Source organism: Paenibacillus sp. ATY16 (genome assembly GCF_003399985.2).
Classification (GTDB): Bacteria; Bacillota; Bacilli; order Paenibacillales; family Paenibacillaceae; genus Pristimantibacillus; species Pristimantibacillus glycanilyticus.
In genome coordinates this window covers 1-18,998 of record NZ_NMOK02000041.1, presented here as the reverse complement: position 1 = coordinate 18,998, position 18,998 = coordinate 1, and the positions used below count along the sequence as shown (strand labels likewise).

Here is an 18,998-nt window from a genome sequence, read left to right as displayed (position 1 = left end):
ATGGACAGCGTTACGATGGGGAGAGAGGGGACAGCTATGGAAACGGGAGCGATGTCAAAGCTTGTTATCATTACAGGGATGTCTGGCGCGGGCAAGACGATTGCCGTACAGAGCCTTGAAGATTTGGGCTTTTTCTGCGTTGATAATTTACCGCCGGTGCTCATCCCTAAATTCGCAGAGCTGATTGAGCAGTCGAATGGCAAAATCGGCAAAGTAGCCCTTGTGATTGACCTTAGGGGCCGTGAATTTTTTACCGCCTTATCGGAATCTTTAAGCTTTATCAAAGAGCATTTCACGATCAGCTGCGAAATTTTGTTCCTGGACGCAACGGACGAGGTGCTCGTCCAGCGCTATAAGGAAAGCCGCCGTCGTCATCCGCTTGCTCCGGAGGGCATGCCGCTTGAAGGCATCCGCAACGAGAGAAGAATGCTGGAGGATTTGAAGGGCTCGGCTTCGCAGGTTATTGATACAAGCAATATCAAGCCGGCACAGCTCAAGGAGCGTATTATTTCGCGGTTTACGAACCTGGAGAACAACAGCCTTTCGGTGAACGTGACCTCCTTCGGGTTCAAATACGGCATTCCGATCGACGCCGATTTGATTTATGACGTGCGCTTTTTGCCTAATCCGCATTACGTGGATCATTTGCGCCCGAATACCGGGCAAAACCCGGAAGTATACGATTACGTGATGAAATGGCCGGAGACGCAAGCCTTCCTGACCAAGCTGCTCGATATGCTCCAGTTTCTTCTCCCTCTTTACCACAAAGAAGGCAAGAGCCAGGTCGTTATCGGCATCGGGTGTACGGGCGGCAAACACCGCTCGGTTGCGATTGCAGAATATTTGGGTCGCATGCTCGGCAGCAGCGATACGGAACGGGTACGCGTCAGCCACCGCGATGCTGACCGTGATAAGCATTGACGGGGTGATTGGATGCAGAGTAGGCATAAAATTATAAGGCGGCCGAAAATTGTTGTGGTAGGCGGCGGAACCGGCTTGTCGGTGATGCTGCGGGGGCTTAAGGAGAAGCCTCTCGATATTACGGCAATCGTGACGGTCGCCGATGACGGGGGAAGCTCGGGAGTACTGCGCAACGAACTGCAGATCCCGCCTCCGGGCGATATCCGCAACGTTATTATGGCGCTTGCGGATGCGGAGCCTTTATTGACGGAAGTGCTTCAATACCGTTTCTCCAGCGGCACCGGATTAGCCGGGCATAGCCTGGGTAATCTGATGCTTGCTGCGATGACGGATATTGCAGGCGATTTCGTTACGGGCGTACGGGAGCTTAGCAAGGTATTGGCCGTGCGGGGACGAGTGCTTCCTGCCGCGGGCCGGGCTATCGTGCTGAAGGCCGAGATGGCCGACGGTACCGTTGTGGTCGGGGAATCCATGATTCCGAAAGCCGGAAAGAAGATTAAACGGGTATTCGTAGAGCCCGACAATGTAGAGCCTCTTCCGGAGGCTATTGAAGCGATCGAACAAGCCGATGCTATTCTGATTGGTCCAGGCAGCTTGTATACGAGTATTATTCCGAATCTGCTCGTACCTAAGCTAGCGAAGGCCATTGTGGAATCAACGGCTGTAAAGCTGTTTGTCTGCAACGTGATGACGCAGCCGGGCGAGACGGATGGATACTCGGTCAGCGATCATCTCAAGGCGGTGCAGGAGCATATCGGGCATAAGCTTTTCGATTACGTGCTGGTCAACGATGGGGAGATTTCTCCGGAGGTGGCAGAAAAGTATGCGGAAATGGGCTCTACCCAGGTAGAGCTGGATATAGACGAAATAAACCGGTTGGGATACGAGATTATATCCGATCGTCTCGTACTGTACCGGACGTTTTTGCGTCATGACGCAGAGCGGCTAAGTCATCATATTTATAAATTAGTGGAAAACTGGATGTTAAGAAAGAGGTGAACAAGCGATGTCATTTGCGGCCCAAACGAAGAAAGAGCTGACGATGGTTGAGGCGGATACCTGCTGTGAACGTGCCGAATTGTCCGCACTCATTCGAATGAATGGCTCGGTCAGCGTCTCCAGCCGCAAAGTCGTCCTCGACATCTCAACCGAAAACGCAGCAATTGCCCGCCGGATCTATTCCTTGGTGAAAAAGCATTTTGAAGTGCATACGGAGCTGCTCGTCCGTAAGAAAATGCGCCTCAAAAAAAATAATGTATACATCGTCAGAATTCCGACGAAGGTACAGGAAATACTAAGTGAGCTGCGAATTGTATCCGAAGGCTTTGTGTTTAACTTGGGTATTGATAAAGAAATCATCAAAAAGCCGTGCTGCAAACGATCTTATCTGCGCGGAGCGTTCCTGGCCGGCGGCTCGGTCAACAACCCGGAAGGCTCTTCCTACCATCTTGAAATTTCGTCGATGTACGAAGAGCACTGCGAGGCGCTGGTTGAGCTGGCCAACAAATTTGGACTAAACGCAAGATGTATCGAGCGGAAGAAAGGCTTTGTGTTCTACATCAAAGAGGGCGAGAAAATTATCGAGCTGCTGAACATTATTGGCGCCCATCAGGCATTGTTCAAATTCGAGGACGTCCGCATTATGCGCGACATGCGGAACTCGGTTAACCGGATTGTAAATTGCGAAACGGCTAACCTGAACAAAACGATTGGCGCGGCCGTCAGACAGATCGATAATATCAAGCTGCTGCAAAAGGAAATCGGATTAAACAATCTTCCCGATAAGCTTAGAGAGGTTGCCGAAATCAGGCTCCAGCATCCGGATATGAACCTGAAGGAAGTTGGCGAAATGCTGAAGGGTACCGTAAGCAAGTCCGGCGTTAACCACCGGCTGCGGAAAATTGATGAACTTGCGGAAAAAATCCGAAACGGCTAAACTTTTAACCTAGTGCATCAGATGGTATAATGATATAATATGAACAAAAAGTCTTATGCAAGCGTGTAACATTGCATTTTAAAGGTATTAGTCATGTCAGGCTGAGCACTGAAGCGAAATTGCCAGACTTATTATAGTATAGGGGGTATGGTTACCATGACAAGGCTACCGGTTGTCGTTCGTCTTAAAACAGGTTTGCACGCTAGACCTGCCGCATTATTCGTTCAAGAAGCGAACAAATTTTCCTCCGAAGTATTTGTTGAGAAAGACGACAAGAAAGTAAACGCAAAATCCATTATGGGTATCATGAGCCTTGCGATCAGCTCGGGCACAGAGATTCATATCAGCGCAGAGGGTTCGGATGCAGAACAGGCTGTAAACGCTTTAGTCGCGCTCGTCAGCAAAGAAGAGCTGGAGAACCAATAAGAACCGACAAAGAGGGGTGTCCCGAGTCATCATTTTGAATGACAATGGGATAGTCCTTTTTTCTTTGATATTTTAAGAAAACGACAAAAAAAGCGGCTGCTCATGGAAATCCATGTTCAGCCGCTTTTTGTATTTATGCGTTAAATACGCTCGATGACTTTATCGACCAGACCGTATTGACGAGCTTCTTCCGCGCTCATGAAGTAATCGCGGTCGGTATCCTTCTCGATGCGATCGAGAGGTTGTCCGGAACGCTCAGCTAGGATACCGTTCAGCTTATCGCGCATTTTGATAATGCGGCGGGCGCGGATTTCGATATCGCTTGCTTGACCTTCAGCGCCGCCAAGCGGTTGATGAATCATCACTTCGCTGTTCGGGAGCGCATAACGCTTGCCAATGGCACCGGCCGTGAGCAGGAAAGCGCCCATCGATGCCGCCATGCCGACGCAAATTGTCGAAACATCGGGTTTAATGTATTGCATCGTATCATAGATAGCCATGCCTGCCGTAATGGATCCGCCAGGGCTGTTAATGTAGAGAGAAATATCTTTCTCAGGATCTTCTGCTGCAAGGAACAGCATCTGAGCAATAATGGAGTTGGCTACCACATCGTTTACGCCCGACCCGAGGAAGATGATGCGATCCTTCAGAAGGCGGGAGTAAATGTCGTAAGCGCGTTCTCCGCGATTGCTCTGTTCAATAACCATAGGAACGAAATTCATATCCAACCAAGTCCCCTCCTCAAAATAGCAAAGATGGTATTACTGATTCCCATTCTAGCGGATGATCAAACAAAAGTCAAAGATAGTCAAACTCAATTTTTGAGAAAAACAAAAAAACCGTCCTCGATGAGGACGGTTCCTGTTTATGTATAGCGTTAAGGTAAAGTTGAATGGCGCGCCCGCTAGGAATCGAACCTAGATCTCAGGCTCCGGAGGCCTACGTCATATCCATTGGACCACGGGCGCATATTTACATAAGAAAGCAACAGCAAAACTTAGTATACGCGATTCATTTGTAGAAAGCAAGATAGATGAGAAAAATAAATTTGAGCAAATCGTGAATACAAACGCTTTCATCGGCGATTGCTTACTTGCCATGTGAATTGTTTTTAGCTAAAATAGAGGTGGGACTTAAAGTGAGTATGCGGGACGTTTAACGTCCATCCCCTGAAAGCCCATTACGCCTATTGACGGGTGGAGTGAAAAGTAGAGGATGCGTCACATTATTGAGCTGCAGCAGCAGCTTCTCCCAGATTTGCTTGACGTGATGAAGAAGCGATACTCGATATTGCGCCAAGTGATGTTGTCCGATCTGATCGGCCGGAGGACGCTCGCCAATTCCTTAGGGATGACGGAACGGGTGCTAAGGGCGGAAACAGATTTCCTGAAATCGCAGGGACTGCTGGAGATTCATACGGCGGGAATGCGGATCAGTGAAGCGGGCAAGCAATTGCTTGAGCAATTGGAGCCCTTCTACAAGACGTTATTCGGCTTGTCCGATCTGGAAGAGAAGATCAGGAGTCACTTCGGATTATCGCAGGTCATTGTTGTAGCAGGCGATTCCGAGGAGTCGGAGCAGTCGAAGCGGGAACTTGGAAGAGCAGCCTGCCAGGTGCTTCGCAAAGTGATGGAGCCAAACGATGTCGTGGCCGTAACAGGCGGAACGACGATCGCTCAGGTAGCTAACCAATTAACTTCTACGACACCACTCAAGAACAACTGGTTTGTACCGGCGAGAGGCGGACTTGGCGAAAGTCTCGATTATCAAGCCAATACCATTGCATCCACAATGGCAAAGCGTACTGGCGCCAATTACCGGATGCTCCATGTGCCGGATCATCTTGGTGACGAAGCCTACGCATCCATGATGCAGGAACCGAATATCCGCGATATAGTCGAGGTTGTCCGGAGTGCCCGAATCGTCGTACACGGGATCGGGGACGCTATGGTGATGGCCCGGCGCAGAAAGCTGAATCCTGAACTGGTGAAGGCGATGGCCGCGGATGGCGCATTGGCTGAAGCTTTCGGTTTTTATTTCGACCGTAACGGCGAGGTTGTTCACAAAATGCAGACCGTAGGATTACGACTCGAAGATATTGTGAAGACTGAAGTTGTTATAGGAGTGGCTGGCGGCCATAGCAAAGGCGAAGCCATAGCAGCCATTATGAAATTTGGGCACAATGATGTACTTGTTACCGATGAAGCGGCGGCTCTCGAGATGTCCGCGATCATCGATGAACAGCAGCAATCGTTATCTTAACGATTTGCGGCAGGCTCTGCTGCAGAACGTTTTGAAATATATACCATAGTCATTTAAAAGCTTAGGAGGAATTTAAAATGGTTAAAATTGGTATTAACGGATTTGGTCGTATCGGTCGTAACGTGTTCCGCGCATCGCTGAACAACCCTAATGTTGAGGTAGTAGCGGTAAATGACCTGACTGACACTAAAACACTTGCACACCTGCTGAAATATGACACAACTCATGGCACTCTTGATGCTACGGTTGAAGCAAAAGAAGGCGCAATTCTCGTTAACGGCAAAGAAATCAAAGTATTTGCTGAACGTAACCCTGAGAACCTGGCATGGGGCTCCGTAGGCGCTGAAATCGTTGTTGAGTCCACTGGTATCTTCACAGCGAAAGAAAAAGCCGAACTTCACCTTAAAGGCGGCGCTAAAAAAGTTATCATCTCCGCTCCAGCAACTAACGAAGACATCACAATCGTTATGGGCGTTAACGAAGACAAGTACGATTCTGCATCGCACACTGTAATCTCCAACGCTTCTTGCACAACGAACTGTCTTGCACCATTCGCAAAAGTATTGAACGACAAATTCGGTATCGTTAAAGGTATGATGACTACTATTCACTCGTACACAAACGACCAAGCCGTACTGGACGTTCCTCACAAAGACCTGCGTCGTGCTCGCGCAGCTGCTGAGAACATCATTCCTTCGTCGACAGGCGCTGCAAAAGCAGTATCCCTGGTTCTGCCTGAACTGAAAGGCAAACTGAACGGCATGGCTATGCGCGTTCCTACGCCTAACGTTTCCGTAACTGACCTGGTTGCTGAACTGAAAGTTAACGTTACGGTTGAAGAAGTTAACGCAGCTCTGAAAGAAGCTTCCGAAGGCGCTCTTAAAGGCATTCTGAACTACAACGAACTGCCACTGGTATCCAGCGACTACAACAGCGACCCAGCTTCCTCCACAATCGACGCTCTGTCGACTATGGTAGTAGAAGGCAACATGGTTAAAGTTATCTCCTGGTACGACAACGAGTGGGGCTACTCGAACCGTGTAGTTGACCTCGCTGCATTCGTGGCAAGCAAAGGTCTGTAAGATACACACGCTATTCCACAATTGCATGGAACGCTTTCGTCCCGGAGCTTGACGCTCCGGGATACGCTTAGTCTGCGGCTCCACTTAAGTGGATATTAGGCGAAGGCGTTCCTTCTTGCGAGAAGGAACGCCTTTTTTGCTGCTGTTATAGGCTTTATCTCATATATGCTTTCAACTTCATAATCAGGGAGGCAACACCATTGAATAAGAAAAGTGTTCGTGACGTAGAAGTAGCAGGCAAACGCGTATTTGTACGCGTCGATTTCAACGTACCACTCGAAGATGGCAAAATTACCGACGACAAGCGTATCCGCGAAACGCTTCCTACGATCAACTATCTGATCGAAAAAGGCGCTAAAGTAATCCTCGCGAGCCACCTTGGCCGTCCAAACGGTGAAGTGGTTGAAGAACTGCGTCACACAGCTTCTGCCGTACGTTTGTCCGAGCTTCTTGGAAAACCGGTTGTAAAAGCTAACGACTCCGTTGGTGAAGAAGTGAAAGCACAAGTTAACGCGCTGAACAATGGCGACGTACTCCTGCTTGAGAACGTTCGTTTCCATGCGGGCGAAGAGAAGAACGATCCGGAACTGGCTAAGCAATTCGCCGAGCTGGCTGATCTGTTCGTAAACGATGCGTTTGGCGCCGCTCACCGTGCCCACGCTTCGACAGAAGGCATTGCGCACTACCTGCCTGCAGTATCGGGTCTCTTGATGGAGCGCGAGCTTGATGTTCTCGGCAAAGCGCTGAACAACCCTGAGCGTCCTTTCACGGCAATCGTTGGCGGTTCGAAAGTAAAAGACAAAATCGACGTTATCAACAAAATGATCGAGATCGCTGATAACATCATCATCGGCGGCGGCTTGTCTTACACCTTCTTCAAAGCGCAAGGCCATGAAATCGGCCAATCGCTCGTTGACAACTCCAAGCTGGATCTGGCTCTTGAGTTCATCGAGAAAGCAAAATCGCTGGGCAAAAACTTCCTGATCCCTGTTGATATCGTTATTACTGACGAGTTCAGCAAAGACGCAAACACGAAGATCGTTGACGTTGACGGCATCCCTTCTGACTGGGAAGGCATCGACATCGGTCCTAAAACTCGCGAAATTTACGCTGACGTTATCAAAAACTCCAAGCTGGTTGTTTGGAACGGGCCAATGGGCGTATTCGAAATCGAACCATTCTCCCACGGTACTCGTGCGGTTGCTAACGCATGCGCGGAAACAGCTGGTTACACGGTGATCGGCGGCGGCGACTCCGCTGCGGCTGCAGAGAAATTCGGCGTGGCAGACAAAATGGACCACATCTCCACTGGCGGCGGCGCTTCCCTGGAATTCATGGAAGGCAAAGCACTCCCGGGCGTTGTAGCTCTTAACGATAAATAAGATAGAAATATATAATTTTAGAAACGAGGGAATATACGATGAGCAGAACACCTATCATTGCAGGTAACTGGAAAATGTTCAAAACCGTTTCCGAAGCTGTGTCGTTCTTCTCCGAAGTGAAAGGCAAGGCTGAGGTTGCTGGCGTAGAGAGCGTCATTTGCGCTCCTTACACTACTCTTCCGGCGCTTGTTGAAGCGGCAAAAGGCACGTCGATCGCAATCGGCGCGCAAAACCTGCACTTCGAAGACAACGGTGCGTTCACGGGCGAAATCAGCGGCGTTATGCTGAAGGATCTTGGCGTGAAGTATGTCATTATCGGTCACTCCGAGCGTCGTGCTTACTTCGCTGAAACCGACGAGATCGTTAACAAAAAAATGCATGCGGCATTCAAACACGGCATTACGCCAATCGTTTGCGTGGGCGAAAAGCTCGAAGAGCGCGAAGCTAACCAAACGAAGGATGTTTGCAAAGTGCAGACCGAAGCGGCATTCCAAGGCCTGTCGGCTGCGCAAGCAGCTGAAGTGGTTATCGCTTATGAGCCAATCTGGGCGATCGGCACAGGCAAATCTTCGACTTCCGAAGACGCGCAGGACGTTATCGGCTACATCCGCAGCGTAGTTGCTGATCTGTATGATGCGGCTACGGCTGATGCGGTTCGTATCCAATACGGCGGCAGCGTAAAACCTAACAACGTTGCGGAATACATGGGACAAGCGGATATCGACGGCGCTCTTGTCGGCGGCGCATCGCTTGAACCTGCTTCCTATATCGCACTCGTTGAGGGGGCCAAGTAAGATGGCTCCGAAACCAGTTGCACTGATTATTCTCGACGGCTTTGGCCTTCGCGACGACGTAACCGGCAATGCCGTAGCGCAAGCGAAAAAACCAAACTACGACCGCTACTGGTCGACATATCCTCATACAACCCTTACTGCTTCCGGCGAAGCAGTAGGTTTGCCGGATGGCCAAATGGGCAACTCCGAGGTTGGTCACTTGAACATCGGCGCTGGCCGTATCGTATATCAGGATCTGACTCGCATCTCGAAGTCGATCCGCGACGGCGAATTTTTCGATAACGAGACGCTTCTTGGTGCGGTTCGCCACGCGAAAGCGAACGGCAAGAAGCTTCACCTGTACGGCCTGCTGTCCGACGGCGGCGTACACAGCCACATTGCTCACCTGTTTGCTCTGCTGGAACTGGCTAAGAAAGAGGAGCTGAACGAAGTATTCATTCATGCCTTCCTCGACGGCCGCGACGTTGCTCCGGACAGCGCGAAGGGTTACCTGGAACAGCTGCAAGCGAAAATTGAAGAAGTGGGCGTAGGCCAGATCGCTACCGTTCAAGGCCGTTACTACGCAATGGACCGCGACAAGCGTTGGGAGCGTACGGAGAAGTCGTACCGCGCCATGGTTTACGGCGAAGGTCCTAAATACACGGATCCAATCAAGGCTGTAGTTGAATCCTACGAAAAATCCGTTTATGATGAATTCGTTATGCCAACGGTTATCGTAGGCGAGAACGAAGAGCCGGTAGGTCTGGTTGAATCGGAGGATTCGATCGTCTTCTTCAACTTCCGTCCCGACCGTGCGATTCAGCTTGGGCAAGTATTCACAAATGCTGATTTCCGTGGTTTCGACCGTGGCGAAAAATGCCCTAAAAACCTGTACTTTGTCTGTCTGACACTGTTCAGTGAGTCCATTGATGGGTATGTGGCATACTCTCCTAAGAACCTGGATAACACGCTTGGCGAAGTACTTGTTCAAAACAACAAGAAACAGCTTCGTATTGCGGAAACCGAGAAGTACCCGCATGTAACGTTCTTCTTCAGCGGCGGCCGCGATGTTGAGCTTCCGGGCGAGACTCGCGTACTGATCAATTCGCCGAAGGTTGCAACTTACGACCTGCAGCCGGAAATGAGCGCGTACGAGGTTGCGGCGGCAGCGGTGAGAGAGATCGAAGCCGATAAGCATGACGCGATCATACTTAACTTTGCCAACCCTGACATGGTAGGTCACTCCGGCATGCTGGAGCCTACAATCAAAGCGGTTGAAGCAACCGATGAATGTCTGGGTCAAGTGGTGGAAGCTGTCCTTGCAAAAGGCGGCGTGGCGATCATTACGGCTGACCACGGCAACGCGGATATGGTATTCGACGAGAACGGACGTCCGTTCACCGCGCATACGACGAACCCGGTTCCTTGTATCGTTACAGTAGCTGGCGGAGAGCTTCGCGAAGGCGGCATTCTGGCTGACCTGGCTCCAACGGTTCTTGATTTGCTCGAGCTGGCTAAACCAGCCGAAATGACAGGTACAACATTGATTCAGAAGTAAGTTTCAAGGTAGAATCAATACAGCTTGTTTTCCATGCTTCAACCCTATAAATAACTTAACTGAAGGAGTGTTACTCAAATGTCTATCATCGTTGACGTTTACGCACGCGAAGTGCTGGATTCCCGCGGGAATCCAACTGTAGAAGTAGAAGTATCCCTGGAATCCGGCGGCAAAGGCCGCGCAATCGTACCATCCGGCGCATCCACTGGCGCTTACGAAGCTGTTGAGCTCCGCGACGGCGACAAAGGCCGTTACCTGGGCAAAGGCGTAGAAAAAGCGGTTGAGAACGTAAACGCGATTATCGCACCTGAAATCATCGGTCTGGACGCTCTTGATCAAGTAGCGATCGACCGCAAAATGATCGAGCTTGACGGTACGCCTAACAAAGCTAAGCTTGGCGCTAACGCAATCCTGGCTGTATCGATGGCTGTTGCACGCGCCGCGGCTGACGCGCTGAACGTGTCCTTGTACACTTACCTCGGCGGCTTCAACGCAAAAACGCTGCCAGTTCCAATGATGAACATCATCAACGGCGGCGAGCATGCGGACAACAACGTTGACGTTCAAGAGTTCATGGTTCTGCCGGTTGGCGCTCCAACCTTCAAAGAAGCTCTTCGCATCGGCGCTGAAATCTTCCACAACCTGAAATCGGTTCTGAAAGACAAAGGCCTGAACACTGCGGTAGGCGACGAAGGCGGCTTCGCTCCTAACCTTGGTTCCAACGAAGAAGCGATCACAACAATCATTTCCGCTATCGAGCGTGCTGGTTACAAACCGGGCGTTGACGTATTCCTCGGTATGGACGTAGCTTCCACTGAGTTCTACAAAGACGGCAAATACCACCTCGAAGGCGAAGGCAAATCCTTCACTTCCGCGGAATTCGTTGACCTGCTTGCTTCGTGGGTTGAGAAGTACCCAATCATCACAATCGAAGACGGCTGCTCGGAAGACGACTGGGAAGGTTGGAAATTGCTCACTGACAAACTCGGCGGCAAAGTACAACTCGTTGGTGACGACCTGTTCGTTACAAACACGGAGCGTCTGTCCGACGGTATCGAAAAAGGCGTGGGTAACTCCATCCTCGTTAAAGTTAACCAAATCGGTTCGCTTACTGAAACATTCGACGCGATCGAAATGGCGAAACGCGCTGGTTACACAGCGGTTATCTCCCACCGTTCCGGCGAAAGCGAAGACAGCACAATCGCTGACATCGCGGTTGCTACAAACGCTGGCCAGATCAAAACAGGCGCTCCGTCCCGTACGGACCGCGTAGCGAAATATAACCAATTGCTCCGCATTGAAGACCAACTCGGTTCGGTTGCTCAATATGCAGGCAAATCGGCATTCTACAACCTGAAAAACTTCAAATAAGTTTTTTGGCAATAGTAAAAAGGCATCCCGGTGAGGGGATGCCTTTTTTGCTGTTTAATGGAATTCACGCCGAAATTTGAAACTATTGAATTACTTGTCCTCCTATGATAAAATCAATTTATGTGTTTAACGGAGCTCCTATGCTGGAGGTGGATCAAATGGAAATCTTTTGGAAGATTTTGCTCGTTATTTTTGCAATCGGCTTGATCTCAGTTGTATTGCTGCAAAAAGGGAAAAGCGCTGGTTTGTCCGGGGCGATTACTGGCGGTGCTGAGCACTTGTTCGGTAAGCAGAAGGCGCGCGGTTTGGACTTGTTCCTTCAGCGTTTGACAGTAGGGCTGGCGAGCGGGTTCTTTATCCTGGCGCTGGTTGTAGCATACGTAGTTAAAGTGTAAATCATTGCGATTCGTACTCAGAAACGGAGGGAGACCTCCGTTTTTTTGTTTTTTCCGGTCTTTTACGGATGCTAAGGAATGATTTCGTGTATACTAAACGGTATATGATAATCTATCAACCGGTAGCTGGATGGCGGTAGGGAAAGCCTCCGGTGTATGAGGTGACAAGGAAAACTATGATGCAAGAGCAGGAACTGCTTGATTTTATGCGGGAAACGGCCTACAAGCCGATGACTTATCAGGAGCTGGAACAACATTTCGGCATTAACGATGCGGCGGAGTTTAAAGAATTTCTGAAGCTGCTTAATCAGCTCGAGGAAGAGGGCAAAGTCATTCGGACGCGCAATGAACGCTATGGCGTTCCGGAGCGTATGAACCTGCTAAGAGGGAAAATCCAGGCGCACGCGAAGGGCTTCGCGTTTTTGCTGCCTGACGAGAAGGATCATCCTGATGTTTACATACATGCAAACGATCAGAAGAGCGCGATGAACGGCGATATCGCGCTGGTGCGCATTACTTCGCAAAGCGAAGGCGGAGGCCGGATGGAAGGCGAGGTCGTCCGCATTGTGCAGCGTGCCGTTACGCAGGTAGTGGGCACGTTCGAAAGCCATGAGGCATTTGGCTTTGTTGTTCCGGATGATAAACGGATTAACCGGGATATTTTTATTCCGAAGGGTGAATTTCAAGGGGCGGTAACCGGTCAGAAGGTGGTCGTAAAGATTACTTCCTATCCGGAAGGACGGTCTGCGGCGCAAGGCGAAATTATCGAAATTCTCGGACATAAGAACGATCCGGGCATCGACATTTTATCCATTATCCGCAAGCATCAGCTGCCCGAGGGCTTCTCGGACGAAGTGATGGCCGAAGCCGAGGCGGCTCCGGACTCCATTACCGAGGAAGAGATTGTCGAACAAGGCCGTCGCGATCTTCGCGGAGAAGTGATTGTAACGATTGACGGCGAAGACGCGAAGGACCTTGATGACGCGGTTCATGTGAAGCGGCTGGAGAACGGCAACTATCTGCTTGGCGTTCATATCGCCGATGTCGGCTACTACGTGAAGGAACGTTCGGAGCTTGACCAGGAAGCTTTCCGCCGGGGATGCAGCGTTTACCTGGTAGACCGGGTTATTCCGATGCTGCCGCATCGCTTGTCGAACGGGATCTGCTCGCTGAACCCTCAGGTTGACCGCCTGACGCTCTCCTGCGAGATGGAGTTTGACTCCAAGCTGAAGCGCGTTCGCCACGATATTTTCACGAGCGTTATTAAGACGAAAGAGCGCATGACTTATACGAATGTGCGCAAGATCTTGACGGCGACCGAAGAAGAGCCGGAGACGGAGCTGAAGGAACGTTACGCCGATCTGCTGGACATGTTCACGCTGATGGAAGAGCTTGCGATGAAGCTTCGGAAGAAACGGATGAAGCGGGGCGCAATCGACTTTGATTTCCAGGAATCAAAAGTGATCGTCGACGAGGAAGGCAAAGCGGTTGATATTATCAAGCGAGAGCGTTCTATTGCGGAAATGATTATCGAAGAGTTCATGCTTGCGGCGAACGAAACGGTAGCCGAGCATTTCCACTGGCTCCGCGTGCCGTTCCTGTACCGGATTCACGAGGATCCCGATCAGGAGAAGCTGCTTCACTTCATGCAATTCGCTTCGAACTTCGGTTACGTGGTAAAAGGCAAGGGCAATTCGGTTCATCCGCGCGCTTTGCAGACGCTTCTAGAAGAGATCCACGGCACAAAGGAAGAGACGGTTATTTCGACCGTGATGCTGCGCTCCATGAAGCAGGCGAAATACGATGCGGAAAGCCTCGGCCACTTTGGGCTTGCGGCGGAGTTCTACTCCCACTTCACATCGCCGATCCGGCGTTATCCGGATCTAGTGATTCACCGGGTTATCCGCGAGGTCCTCGAGAACGGCGGGGCATTGCCGGAAAAACGCAACGAGGCGCTGGCGGCCCGCATGCCGGACATCGCGCAGCATTCCTCCGAACGCGAACGCGTGGCGGTTGATGCGGAACGGGATACGGATAAGCTTAAAAAGTGCGAATTTATGCTGGACAAAGTCGGAGAGGAATTCGACGGCATTATCAGCAGCGTGACAAGCTTCGGCATGTTTGTCGAATTGGATAATACGGTGGAAGGCCTTATCCGACTGAGCGGTTTGACGGATGATTATTACCACTTCCACGAGCTTCATATGGTGCTGATCGGCGAGCGTACCTCGAAGGTATACCGCATCGGCGATGAAGTGAAAATCCGCGTGGCGCAGGTGAACATGGACGATTACACCATCGATTTCGAGATGGTGGACATGAAGCCGCGCAGCGATTTCCGTGGCGTAGCGGATGCAGGATTTGGCGCGCGCAACGGAGGCGGCCGCAAGCGCGGAGGTTTCAGCCGCGGCGGGGACACGGGCGCGATAGTTGGACGCGGCGGCGGAAAAGGCGGCCGCGGGAAGGAAGGCGGCCGCGGCGGCGAAGCGCGCGGCGAGCGTGGTAATCGCGGCCCTGGCAAGGGCGGCCGCGGAGATGTTCAGCGCGCCGAGCATGGCGGCGCGCAAGGAAACGCGAAGCGGAAGCGCGGAGGCGCTGACCGCGGAGCGGCAGGGGGCGCGAGCCGCCCGGCCGAAGGCGCGGCGGAGCGCTCGCCTTGGCAAGAGCAGGCGAAGCCGCTCGAGCAAGGGCGTCAAGTGCGCGGGGCAAGGCCGCGCACGGATATGTGGGGGCTGCCGATTAGCGGCAGCCGCGGCAGAGACGCCGATACGGGCGAAGATCCGGATCAAGGCTCTGTCTTTGATGGCGGCCGCGGCAGGCGCGGCGGCCGAGGCAACCGCAGCGGAGGCGGCGGGGGCCAGCGCGGAGACGCAAAATCATCACAAGGCTCGAATTCTTCACGCGGAGCGAATAATTCCGGCGAAGAAGGGAAAAATAAAAACAAGAAACGAAATGGCGGAGGCAATTCCACCGCAGCGTTCGTTCGCAAGAAACGTAAATAAATATTTAACATGACAAACGTACTATAACTCTAAATAACGGCGCTGCAAGACGGGGCGCAGGCTGCGGAGAAGCAGCGCCGTTTTCCTTGGATAAGATGGGAAAATATATTTAAGCTTGTCGCTTGATTTTTGATTTTGGGTATAGTACACTCAAAGCAATTGATGATATGAACCTGAATTCACATATTGAAAAGGGTGTCATTTAAGTCATGGACCTTTTTCAATGTGTGAATTTTTTGTTTCGATACGAAATAGGCGCATATTAATACATTTTTGGAGGTAATACACATGCAACAAGGTACAGTTAAATGGTTCAACGCTGAGAAAGGTTTCGGCTTCATCGAAGTTGAAGGCGGCAATGACGTATTCGTACACTTCTCCGCAATCGTTGGCGAAGGCTTCAAAACTCTTGAAGAAGGCCAACGCGTTGAGTTCAACGTTGTTCAAGGCAACCGCGGACCACAAGCTGAGAACGTTGTTAAGCTGTAATAGCTTAATTTAACGAACGAAGACCGCCCTTAACGGGGCGGTTTTTTTGTTTATGTAAGCGATGTATTTTCGAGTCTTGCTTTAGATTTATAAAGTTGTTACAATGAATTTCTAATAACGCTTCTCTATCGGAATGCGTAAACGAAAATGAGGTGAACCGCTGTGGGTGCTAAAAAAAATGACGGCAAACAGCTCGCTCAAAACAAAAAAGCTTCCCATGATTACTTCATTGAGGATACGTATGAAGCGGGAATCGTGCTGATGGGCACGGAGATCAAGGCTCTCCGCATGGGGAAAGCGAATATTAGCGATGCATTTGCAACGATCAGGAATGGCGAGATGTTTATTCATAACATGCATATCAGTCCTTTTGAACAGGGCAACCGCCATAATCCGACTGATCCGACCCGCGCTCGGAAGCTGCTGCTCCACAAGCAGCAAATTCACAAACTGCTCGGCCAATCCAAGCAAGAGGGCTATTCGATCGTGCCGCTAAAGATTTATGTGCGTAACGGCTACGCGAAGCTTTTGATCGGGCTTGGTAAAGGTAAGAAGCAATACGATAAGCGCGATACGGCCGCGAAGCGCGATGCGCAACGGGATATCCAGCGTGCGCTGCGCGAGAAGCAGAAAGTCGTAAGGTAATTGGCATTTGCTTCACTCGCTGGTTCAGGTTCCAGCTTTCCGCCATCATTGGCATTAAGAATCTAAGCATTAGCGATGAAGTTCGTGTTATACTAAAGTAGCGCTAAGGGATACGACGCGCTGCTGCAACAAATGATTGAAGGAATACTTGCTTGTAATGAGTAGCGCAGAAGCGCTGCACCTCATTCCGGGCGTTCTTACAGCTAATCGGTCGAAATACACCGTTTATGCGATATTGGGGGCGTTTATGGATTCGACGGGGATAGTACGAGCACGGGTTGCGGGTAGCAGGGAGTCGTCTGCTTCATCAACGCTAAAGCCTATTAAATGGCAAACAACAACAAACTTACGCTTTCGCAGCTTAATAACCTGTGAGCGTGCTCCTACCTAGCATCGCCCATGTGACTAGACTAGGGGCTAACAAGTAGTGGGATACGCCGCTTCGGTCTCCGCCTGGGGTCGACGGAAGAAGATAATCAGGCTGACCCAACGCGTAGTCGGTTACGGGACGACGCTCGGGTGACATCAATACTGTGACTACACCCGTAGAAGCCTGTGTGGCGTTGTCTTCGGACAGGGGTTCAAATCCCCTCGCCTCCACCATCATGAACCACATCCGCATGAGGATGTGGTTTTTGCTTTTTTTAGATACGAAAAAAGCTCCGTTCTTAGTAGATCGGAGCTTTTTTGTGTTTATTTAGACACAAGTAAAGGATTGAATGGATTGCAGGCTCAGGCCGGTGTACATCCAGAATCTACCGTTCCATTGAAACCCGGCGACTGAAGTACGCCCTAAGAAAACCGGGAAGAACCAGAATTGATTCCCGTTTCTTAGCCAAATGTACGTATTCCTGAACATGCAACGTGAAATCGCGCCAGGATCAACCGCAAACGGCTGAACCGTGGGTTGTTGAGGGATGAATCCCGGCGGAGGTGAACTAGGTGCCATCGGCTGGCCCTGTTGTCCCGGAGGTCCAGGAGGCGGTCCCGGTGGGCCTGGCTGTCCAGGGAATCCGGGAGGTCCAAAAGGTGGGAAAAATGACATGATCTTGTCACTCCTTATATGATGGGCTAAAACATTGTATGTAGGAGCGGAGATAAGGGAATGGGCGTAACCGATATTCTTTTTAAGCAGGAAACAAGCCAATGGAGGTTATGGGGATACCCAATTTCTGGTGAAAAACTTGCTGTGCGAATAGAAATTATCAACTAAAGTTGGTATTTCGATTTGTTAAGTTCTTCTATAATAAAGCAAAAGAAATAGGGGTATTTTGGCATGTTTACAACGTTTTCCGTATGCGCGACCGAGGCTTGTCAACGAAAGTACATGGATTTTCTTTTAGCGAATTATGAGGATCTACGACTGCCGTATCCTTTCCTCGTGGCTTTCAATTTTATCGCCAGCCCTATTCTGATGGGGCAGGAATGTTTTCTCTGCCTGAACGGTGAGGGGGAAGTCATTGGCGCATTCGGCTATATTCATGGCACGGGAGAAGGCAATTACGAAGATCGGCATGTCGTGCAGCTGCAAGTTGCTCTTCTGTCCGAGTCTTATAGGTGTACAAGGGTTTTTCTTGAAGGATTACAGATGCTTGCCAGCCATTTAAACGAGCTTAACGGGGCAGTGAACGAGCTGGTTTTTTGGACGGGGATGGATAAATACGCAATAAGGCTGTTCAATAAGTTCGCCGAACGGACTAGAGACGGAGAGTTGGTCATTGGTTACCGGGTCACTTTGCGCCAATTAAATAAATACTTAGCAAAATTCAAGCGAGAGCATTAGCGTAAAGTAAAGGTACTCGGAGTGCGGGCCTGAAGGAGGAAATCGTAGTGGGCCGTCTATTTCCGGCAGCTTGCCATCAGGGTCGAGATTTTGCGAGATTTGCCCGATATTTTCTCGCGCATAGCTATGAATTTGATGAACGTTTATTGTTTTATGATGCTATTGCGCATTTGACGCTTTCCTTGAATGGGAGCCGGCTGTTGTTATTTGATGACGAGCATGGCAAGCTGCAGGGTTATATTCAATATCGGTTGGAGGCAGAAGGCGAGACGTTATTTATAGAGTCGGCGAGTCTATCTCCCGCCTATCGAAGCGGCATGCAATTCTATAAGGGCTTCGCTAAATGGATGAATCACGTCATGGAGGAACATGACGAGATTCAGAGGGTTAAATTCCATGTACGCGCCGATCATGCCTACTTGATTAATTTGTATTCTAAATTCGCTCGAGAGATTGGAGAAACGGAGAGCCGGGGGAGAGCGGAGCTTGTATTCGAAACCGCATTCGACGAGCTTCGGAGCTATTTGAGGTCAGATGATACTAAGTAAAGGAGGTGAGTAACGATGATACCGGTTGGCCAATCTCTAAAGGGAACAACTAAAGGCAGTGGTTTCGGAAAAATCAGCATTCTCGATGCTTTGAAGGCAAACGAGCAAGTGAGAACTTCAGCCGCGGCAGCGAAGTAATCAGAACTATTCGCACAGGGGTTGTCTCGAAGTCATAATGATATGGCTTATGGGCAGCCCTGTTTTGTTATTCGAGAGGTTTTAAAGTTTTTTTGAAATAATGCTTGCCAAGTGCTTTTGATCTATGGTATATTCTAATTCCGGCCGAGAGAGACAAGCGGTTCGGACGAAAAGCTAAACATCATTGAGAAATTCGATGAAAAATAAAGCTTGACACTAAGTTCGATAACGTGATAAGATATGCAGCGTTGTTGAAAAAATTGTTCTTTGAAAACTGAACAACGAGC

General features: G+C 50.2%; 19 protein-coding genes, 1 tRNA gene and 1 other RNA gene. 18 read left to right on the top strand and 3 right to left on the bottom strand.

Features of this window, described 5'->3' with window-relative positions; genetic code table 11:
• Positions 1 to 36 precede the first annotated feature (36 nt).
• The 4 genes from rapZ to CFI03_RS23740 all read left to right on the top strand — a co-directional run bounded on the left by rapZ (position 37) and on the right by CFI03_RS23740 (position 3,283).
• The gene (rapZ, locus tag CFI03_RS23755) at positions 37 to 921 is read left to right on the top strand and encodes an RNase adapter RapZ (RefSeq protein ID WP_085982376.1); all 885 of its coding nucleotides are present in this window, start codon (positions 37 to 39) and stop codon (positions 919 to 921) included.
• A gap of 12 nt (positions 922 to 933) precedes the next feature.
• Complete coding sequence (locus CFI03_RS23750) at positions 934 to 1,920, top strand: gluconeogenesis factor YvcK family protein (RefSeq protein WP_116394255.1); 987 nt, start codon at positions 934 to 936, stop codon at positions 1,918 to 1,920.
• A 7-nt stretch (positions 1,921 to 1,927) separates the two neighbouring features.
• Positions 1,928 to 2,857: a DNA-binding protein WhiA gene (gene whiA / locus CFI03_RS23745; protein ID WP_116394254.1), complete on the top strand. Its 930-nt coding sequence runs from the start codon at positions 1,928 to 1,930 to the stop codon at positions 2,855 to 2,857.
• A 156-nt stretch (positions 2,858 to 3,013) separates the two neighbouring features.
• Complete coding sequence (locus tag CFI03_RS23740; protein ID WP_012772176.1) at positions 3,014 to 3,283, top strand: HPr family phosphocarrier protein; 270 nt, start codon at positions 3,014 to 3,016, stop codon at positions 3,281 to 3,283.
• A 140-nt stretch (positions 3,284 to 3,423) separates the two neighbouring features.
• Here CFI03_RS23740 and clpP read toward each other — a convergent pair whose 3' ends face one another.
• Both clpP and CFI03_RS23730 read right to left on the bottom strand, forming a co-directional pair.
• Positions 3,424 to 4,005 carry an ATP-dependent Clp endopeptidase proteolytic subunit ClpP gene (gene clpP / locus CFI03_RS23735; RefSeq protein ID WP_174806616.1) on the bottom strand — a complete coding sequence of 194 codons (582 nt, stop codon included), beginning with the start codon at positions 4,003 to 4,005 and terminating at the stop codon, positions 3,424 to 3,426.
• Positions 4,006 to 4,176: 171 nt separating this feature from the next.
• Positions 4,177 to 4,251: transfer RNA gene (locus CFI03_RS23730), tRNA-Arg, on the bottom strand.
• Positions 4,252 to 4,498: 247 nt separating this feature from the next.
• On the opposite strand from CFI03_RS23730, the gene CFI03_RS23725 reads away from it, so the two are divergent.
• The 11 genes from CFI03_RS23725 to ssrA all read left to right on the top strand — a co-directional run bounded on the left by CFI03_RS23725 (position 4,499) and on the right by ssrA (position 16,845).
• Complete coding sequence (locus tag CFI03_RS23725; protein ID WP_116394252.1) at positions 4,499 to 5,545, top strand: sugar-binding transcriptional regulator; 1,047 nt, start codon at positions 4,499 to 4,501, stop codon at positions 5,543 to 5,545.
• A 77-nt stretch (positions 5,546 to 5,622) separates the two neighbouring features.
• The gene (gene gap, locus CFI03_RS23720; RefSeq protein WP_116394251.1) at positions 5,623 to 6,627 is read left to right on the top strand and encodes a type I glyceraldehyde-3-phosphate dehydrogenase; all 1,005 of its coding nucleotides are present in this window, start codon (positions 5,623 to 5,625) and stop codon (positions 6,625 to 6,627) included.
• 200 nt (positions 6,628 to 6,827) lie between these two features.
• Positions 6,828 to 8,009 (top strand): phosphoglycerate kinase, encoded by a 1,182-nt coding sequence (locus CFI03_RS23715; protein WP_116394250.1) that lies wholly within the window; start codon positions 6,828 to 6,830, stop codon positions 8,007 to 8,009.
• 38 nt (positions 8,010 to 8,047) lie between these two features.
• Positions 8,048 to 8,803, top strand: a complete 756-nt coding sequence (tpiA, locus tag CFI03_RS23710; protein ID WP_116394249.1) for a triose-phosphate isomerase — start codon at positions 8,048 to 8,050, stop codon at positions 8,801 to 8,803.
• A gap of 1 nt (position 8,804) precedes the next feature.
• The gene (gpmI, locus tag CFI03_RS23705) at positions 8,805 to 10,340 is read left to right on the top strand and encodes a 2,3-bisphosphoglycerate-independent phosphoglycerate mutase (RefSeq protein ID WP_116394248.1); all 1,536 of its coding nucleotides are present in this window, start codon (positions 8,805 to 8,807) and stop codon (positions 10,338 to 10,340) included.
• Positions 10,341 to 10,418: 78 nt separating this feature from the next.
• Entirely contained in the window at positions 10,419 to 11,711 is a 1,293-nt protein-coding gene (gene eno, locus CFI03_RS23700) for a phosphopyruvate hydratase (protein ID WP_116394247.1), read from the top strand.
• A 158-nt stretch (positions 11,712 to 11,869) separates the two neighbouring features.
• On the top strand, positions 11,870 to 12,106 hold the full coding sequence (gene secG / locus CFI03_RS23695; protein WP_116394246.1) for a preprotein translocase subunit SecG: 237 nt from the start codon (positions 11,870 to 11,872) through the stop codon (positions 12,104 to 12,106).
• Positions 12,107 to 12,282: 176 nt separating this feature from the next.
• On the top strand, positions 12,283 to 15,108 hold the full coding sequence (gene rnr / locus CFI03_RS23690) for a ribonuclease R (RefSeq protein ID WP_116394245.1): 2,826 nt from the start codon (positions 12,283 to 12,285) through the stop codon (positions 15,106 to 15,108).
• Between the two features lie 288 nt (positions 15,109 to 15,396).
• Positions 15,397 to 15,597 carry a cold-shock protein gene (locus CFI03_RS23685; protein WP_012772186.1) on the top strand — a complete coding sequence of 67 codons (201 nt, stop codon included), beginning with the start codon at positions 15,397 to 15,399 and terminating at the stop codon, positions 15,595 to 15,597.
• Between the two features lie 162 nt (positions 15,598 to 15,759).
• Positions 15,760 to 16,242 (top strand): SsrA-binding protein SmpB, encoded by a 483-nt coding sequence (gene smpB / locus CFI03_RS23680; protein ID WP_116394244.1) that lies wholly within the window; start codon positions 15,760 to 15,762, stop codon positions 16,240 to 16,242.
• A gap of 237 nt (positions 16,243 to 16,479) precedes the next feature.
• Positions 16,480 to 16,845, top strand: a transfer-messenger RNA (tmRNA) gene (ssrA, locus tag CFI03_RS23675).
• A 94-nt stretch (positions 16,846 to 16,939) separates the two neighbouring features.
• Here the strand turns inward: ssrA and CFI03_RS23670 are convergent.
• On the bottom strand, positions 16,940 to 17,287 hold the full coding sequence (locus tag CFI03_RS23670; RefSeq protein WP_116394243.1) for a collagen-like protein: 348 nt from the start codon (positions 17,285 to 17,287) through the stop codon (positions 16,940 to 16,942).
• A gap of 231 nt (positions 17,288 to 17,518) precedes the next feature.
• Between CFI03_RS23670 and CFI03_RS23665 the strand changes: the two genes are divergently transcribed.
• Genes CFI03_RS23665 through CFI03_RS31180 form a run of 3 tightly spaced genes read left to right on the top strand, consistent with a single transcriptional unit; the run spans position 17,519 to position 18,711 of the window.
• Positions 17,519 to 18,025 (top strand): hypothetical protein, encoded by a 507-nt coding sequence (locus CFI03_RS23665; RefSeq protein ID WP_116394242.1) that lies wholly within the window; start codon positions 17,519 to 17,521, stop codon positions 18,023 to 18,025.
• Positions 18,026 to 18,072: 47 nt separating this feature from the next.
• Positions 18,073 to 18,573, top strand: coding sequence for a hypothetical protein (locus CFI03_RS23660; protein ID WP_116394241.1), 501 nt, complete (start codon positions 18,073 to 18,075; stop codon positions 18,571 to 18,573).
• 15 nt (positions 18,574 to 18,588) lie between these two features.
• The gene (locus CFI03_RS31180; RefSeq protein ID WP_280525725.1) at positions 18,589 to 18,711 is read left to right on the top strand and encodes a hypothetical protein; all 123 of its coding nucleotides are present in this window, start codon (positions 18,589 to 18,591) and stop codon (positions 18,709 to 18,711) included.
• The last annotated feature ends 287 nt before the right edge of the window (positions 18,712 to 18,998 follow it).

Excerpts from the sequence above, each read along its gene's own strand:
- rapZ (WP_085982376.1), top strand. The coding sequence starts at position 37 with ATGGAAACGGGAGCGATGTCAAAGCTTGTTATCATTACAGGGATGTCT.
- CFI03_RS23750 (WP_116394255.1), top strand. The coding sequence starts at position 934 with ATGCAGAGTAGGCATAAAATTATAAGGCGGCCGAAAATTGTTGTGGTA.
- whiA (WP_116394254.1), top strand. The coding sequence starts at position 1,928 with ATGTCATTTGCGGCCCAAACGAAGAAAGAGCTGACGATGGTTGAGGCG.
- CFI03_RS23740 (WP_012772176.1), top strand. The coding sequence starts at position 3,014 with ATGACAAGGCTACCGGTTGTCGTTCGTCTTAAAACAGGTTTGCACGCT.
- clpP (WP_174806616.1), bottom strand. The coding sequence starts at position 4,005 with ATGAATTTCGTTCCTATGGTTATTGAACAGAGCAATCGCGGAGAACGC.
- CFI03_RS23725 (WP_116394252.1), top strand. The coding sequence starts at position 4,499 with ATGCGTCACATTATTGAGCTGCAGCAGCAGCTTCTCCCAGATTTGCTT.
- gap (WP_116394251.1), top strand. The coding sequence starts at position 5,623 with ATGGTTAAAATTGGTATTAACGGATTTGGTCGTATCGGTCGTAACGTG.
- tpiA (WP_116394249.1), top strand. The coding sequence starts at position 8,048 with ATGAGCAGAACACCTATCATTGCAGGTAACTGGAAAATGTTCAAAACC.
- gpmI (WP_116394248.1), top strand. The coding sequence starts at position 8,805 with ATGGCTCCGAAACCAGTTGCACTGATTATTCTCGACGGCTTTGGCCTT.
- eno (WP_116394247.1), top strand. The coding sequence starts at position 10,419 with ATGTCTATCATCGTTGACGTTTACGCACGCGAAGTGCTGGATTCCCGC.
- secG (WP_116394246.1), top strand. The coding sequence starts at position 11,870 with ATGGAAATCTTTTGGAAGATTTTGCTCGTTATTTTTGCAATCGGCTTG.
- rnr (WP_116394245.1), top strand. The coding sequence starts at position 12,283 with ATGATGCAAGAGCAGGAACTGCTTGATTTTATGCGGGAAACGGCCTAC.
- CFI03_RS23685 (WP_012772186.1), top strand. The coding sequence starts at position 15,397 with ATGCAACAAGGTACAGTTAAATGGTTCAACGCTGAGAAAGGTTTCGGC.
- CFI03_RS23670 (WP_116394243.1), bottom strand. The coding sequence starts at position 17,287 with ATGTCATTTTTCCCACCTTTTGGACCTCCCGGATTCCCTGGACAGCCA.
- CFI03_RS23665 (WP_116394242.1), top strand. The coding sequence starts at position 17,519 with ATGTTTACAACGTTTTCCGTATGCGCGACCGAGGCTTGTCAACGAAAG.
- CFI03_RS31180 (WP_280525725.1), top strand. The coding sequence starts at position 18,589 with ATGATACCGGTTGGCCAATCTCTAAAGGGAACAACTAAAGGCAGTGGT.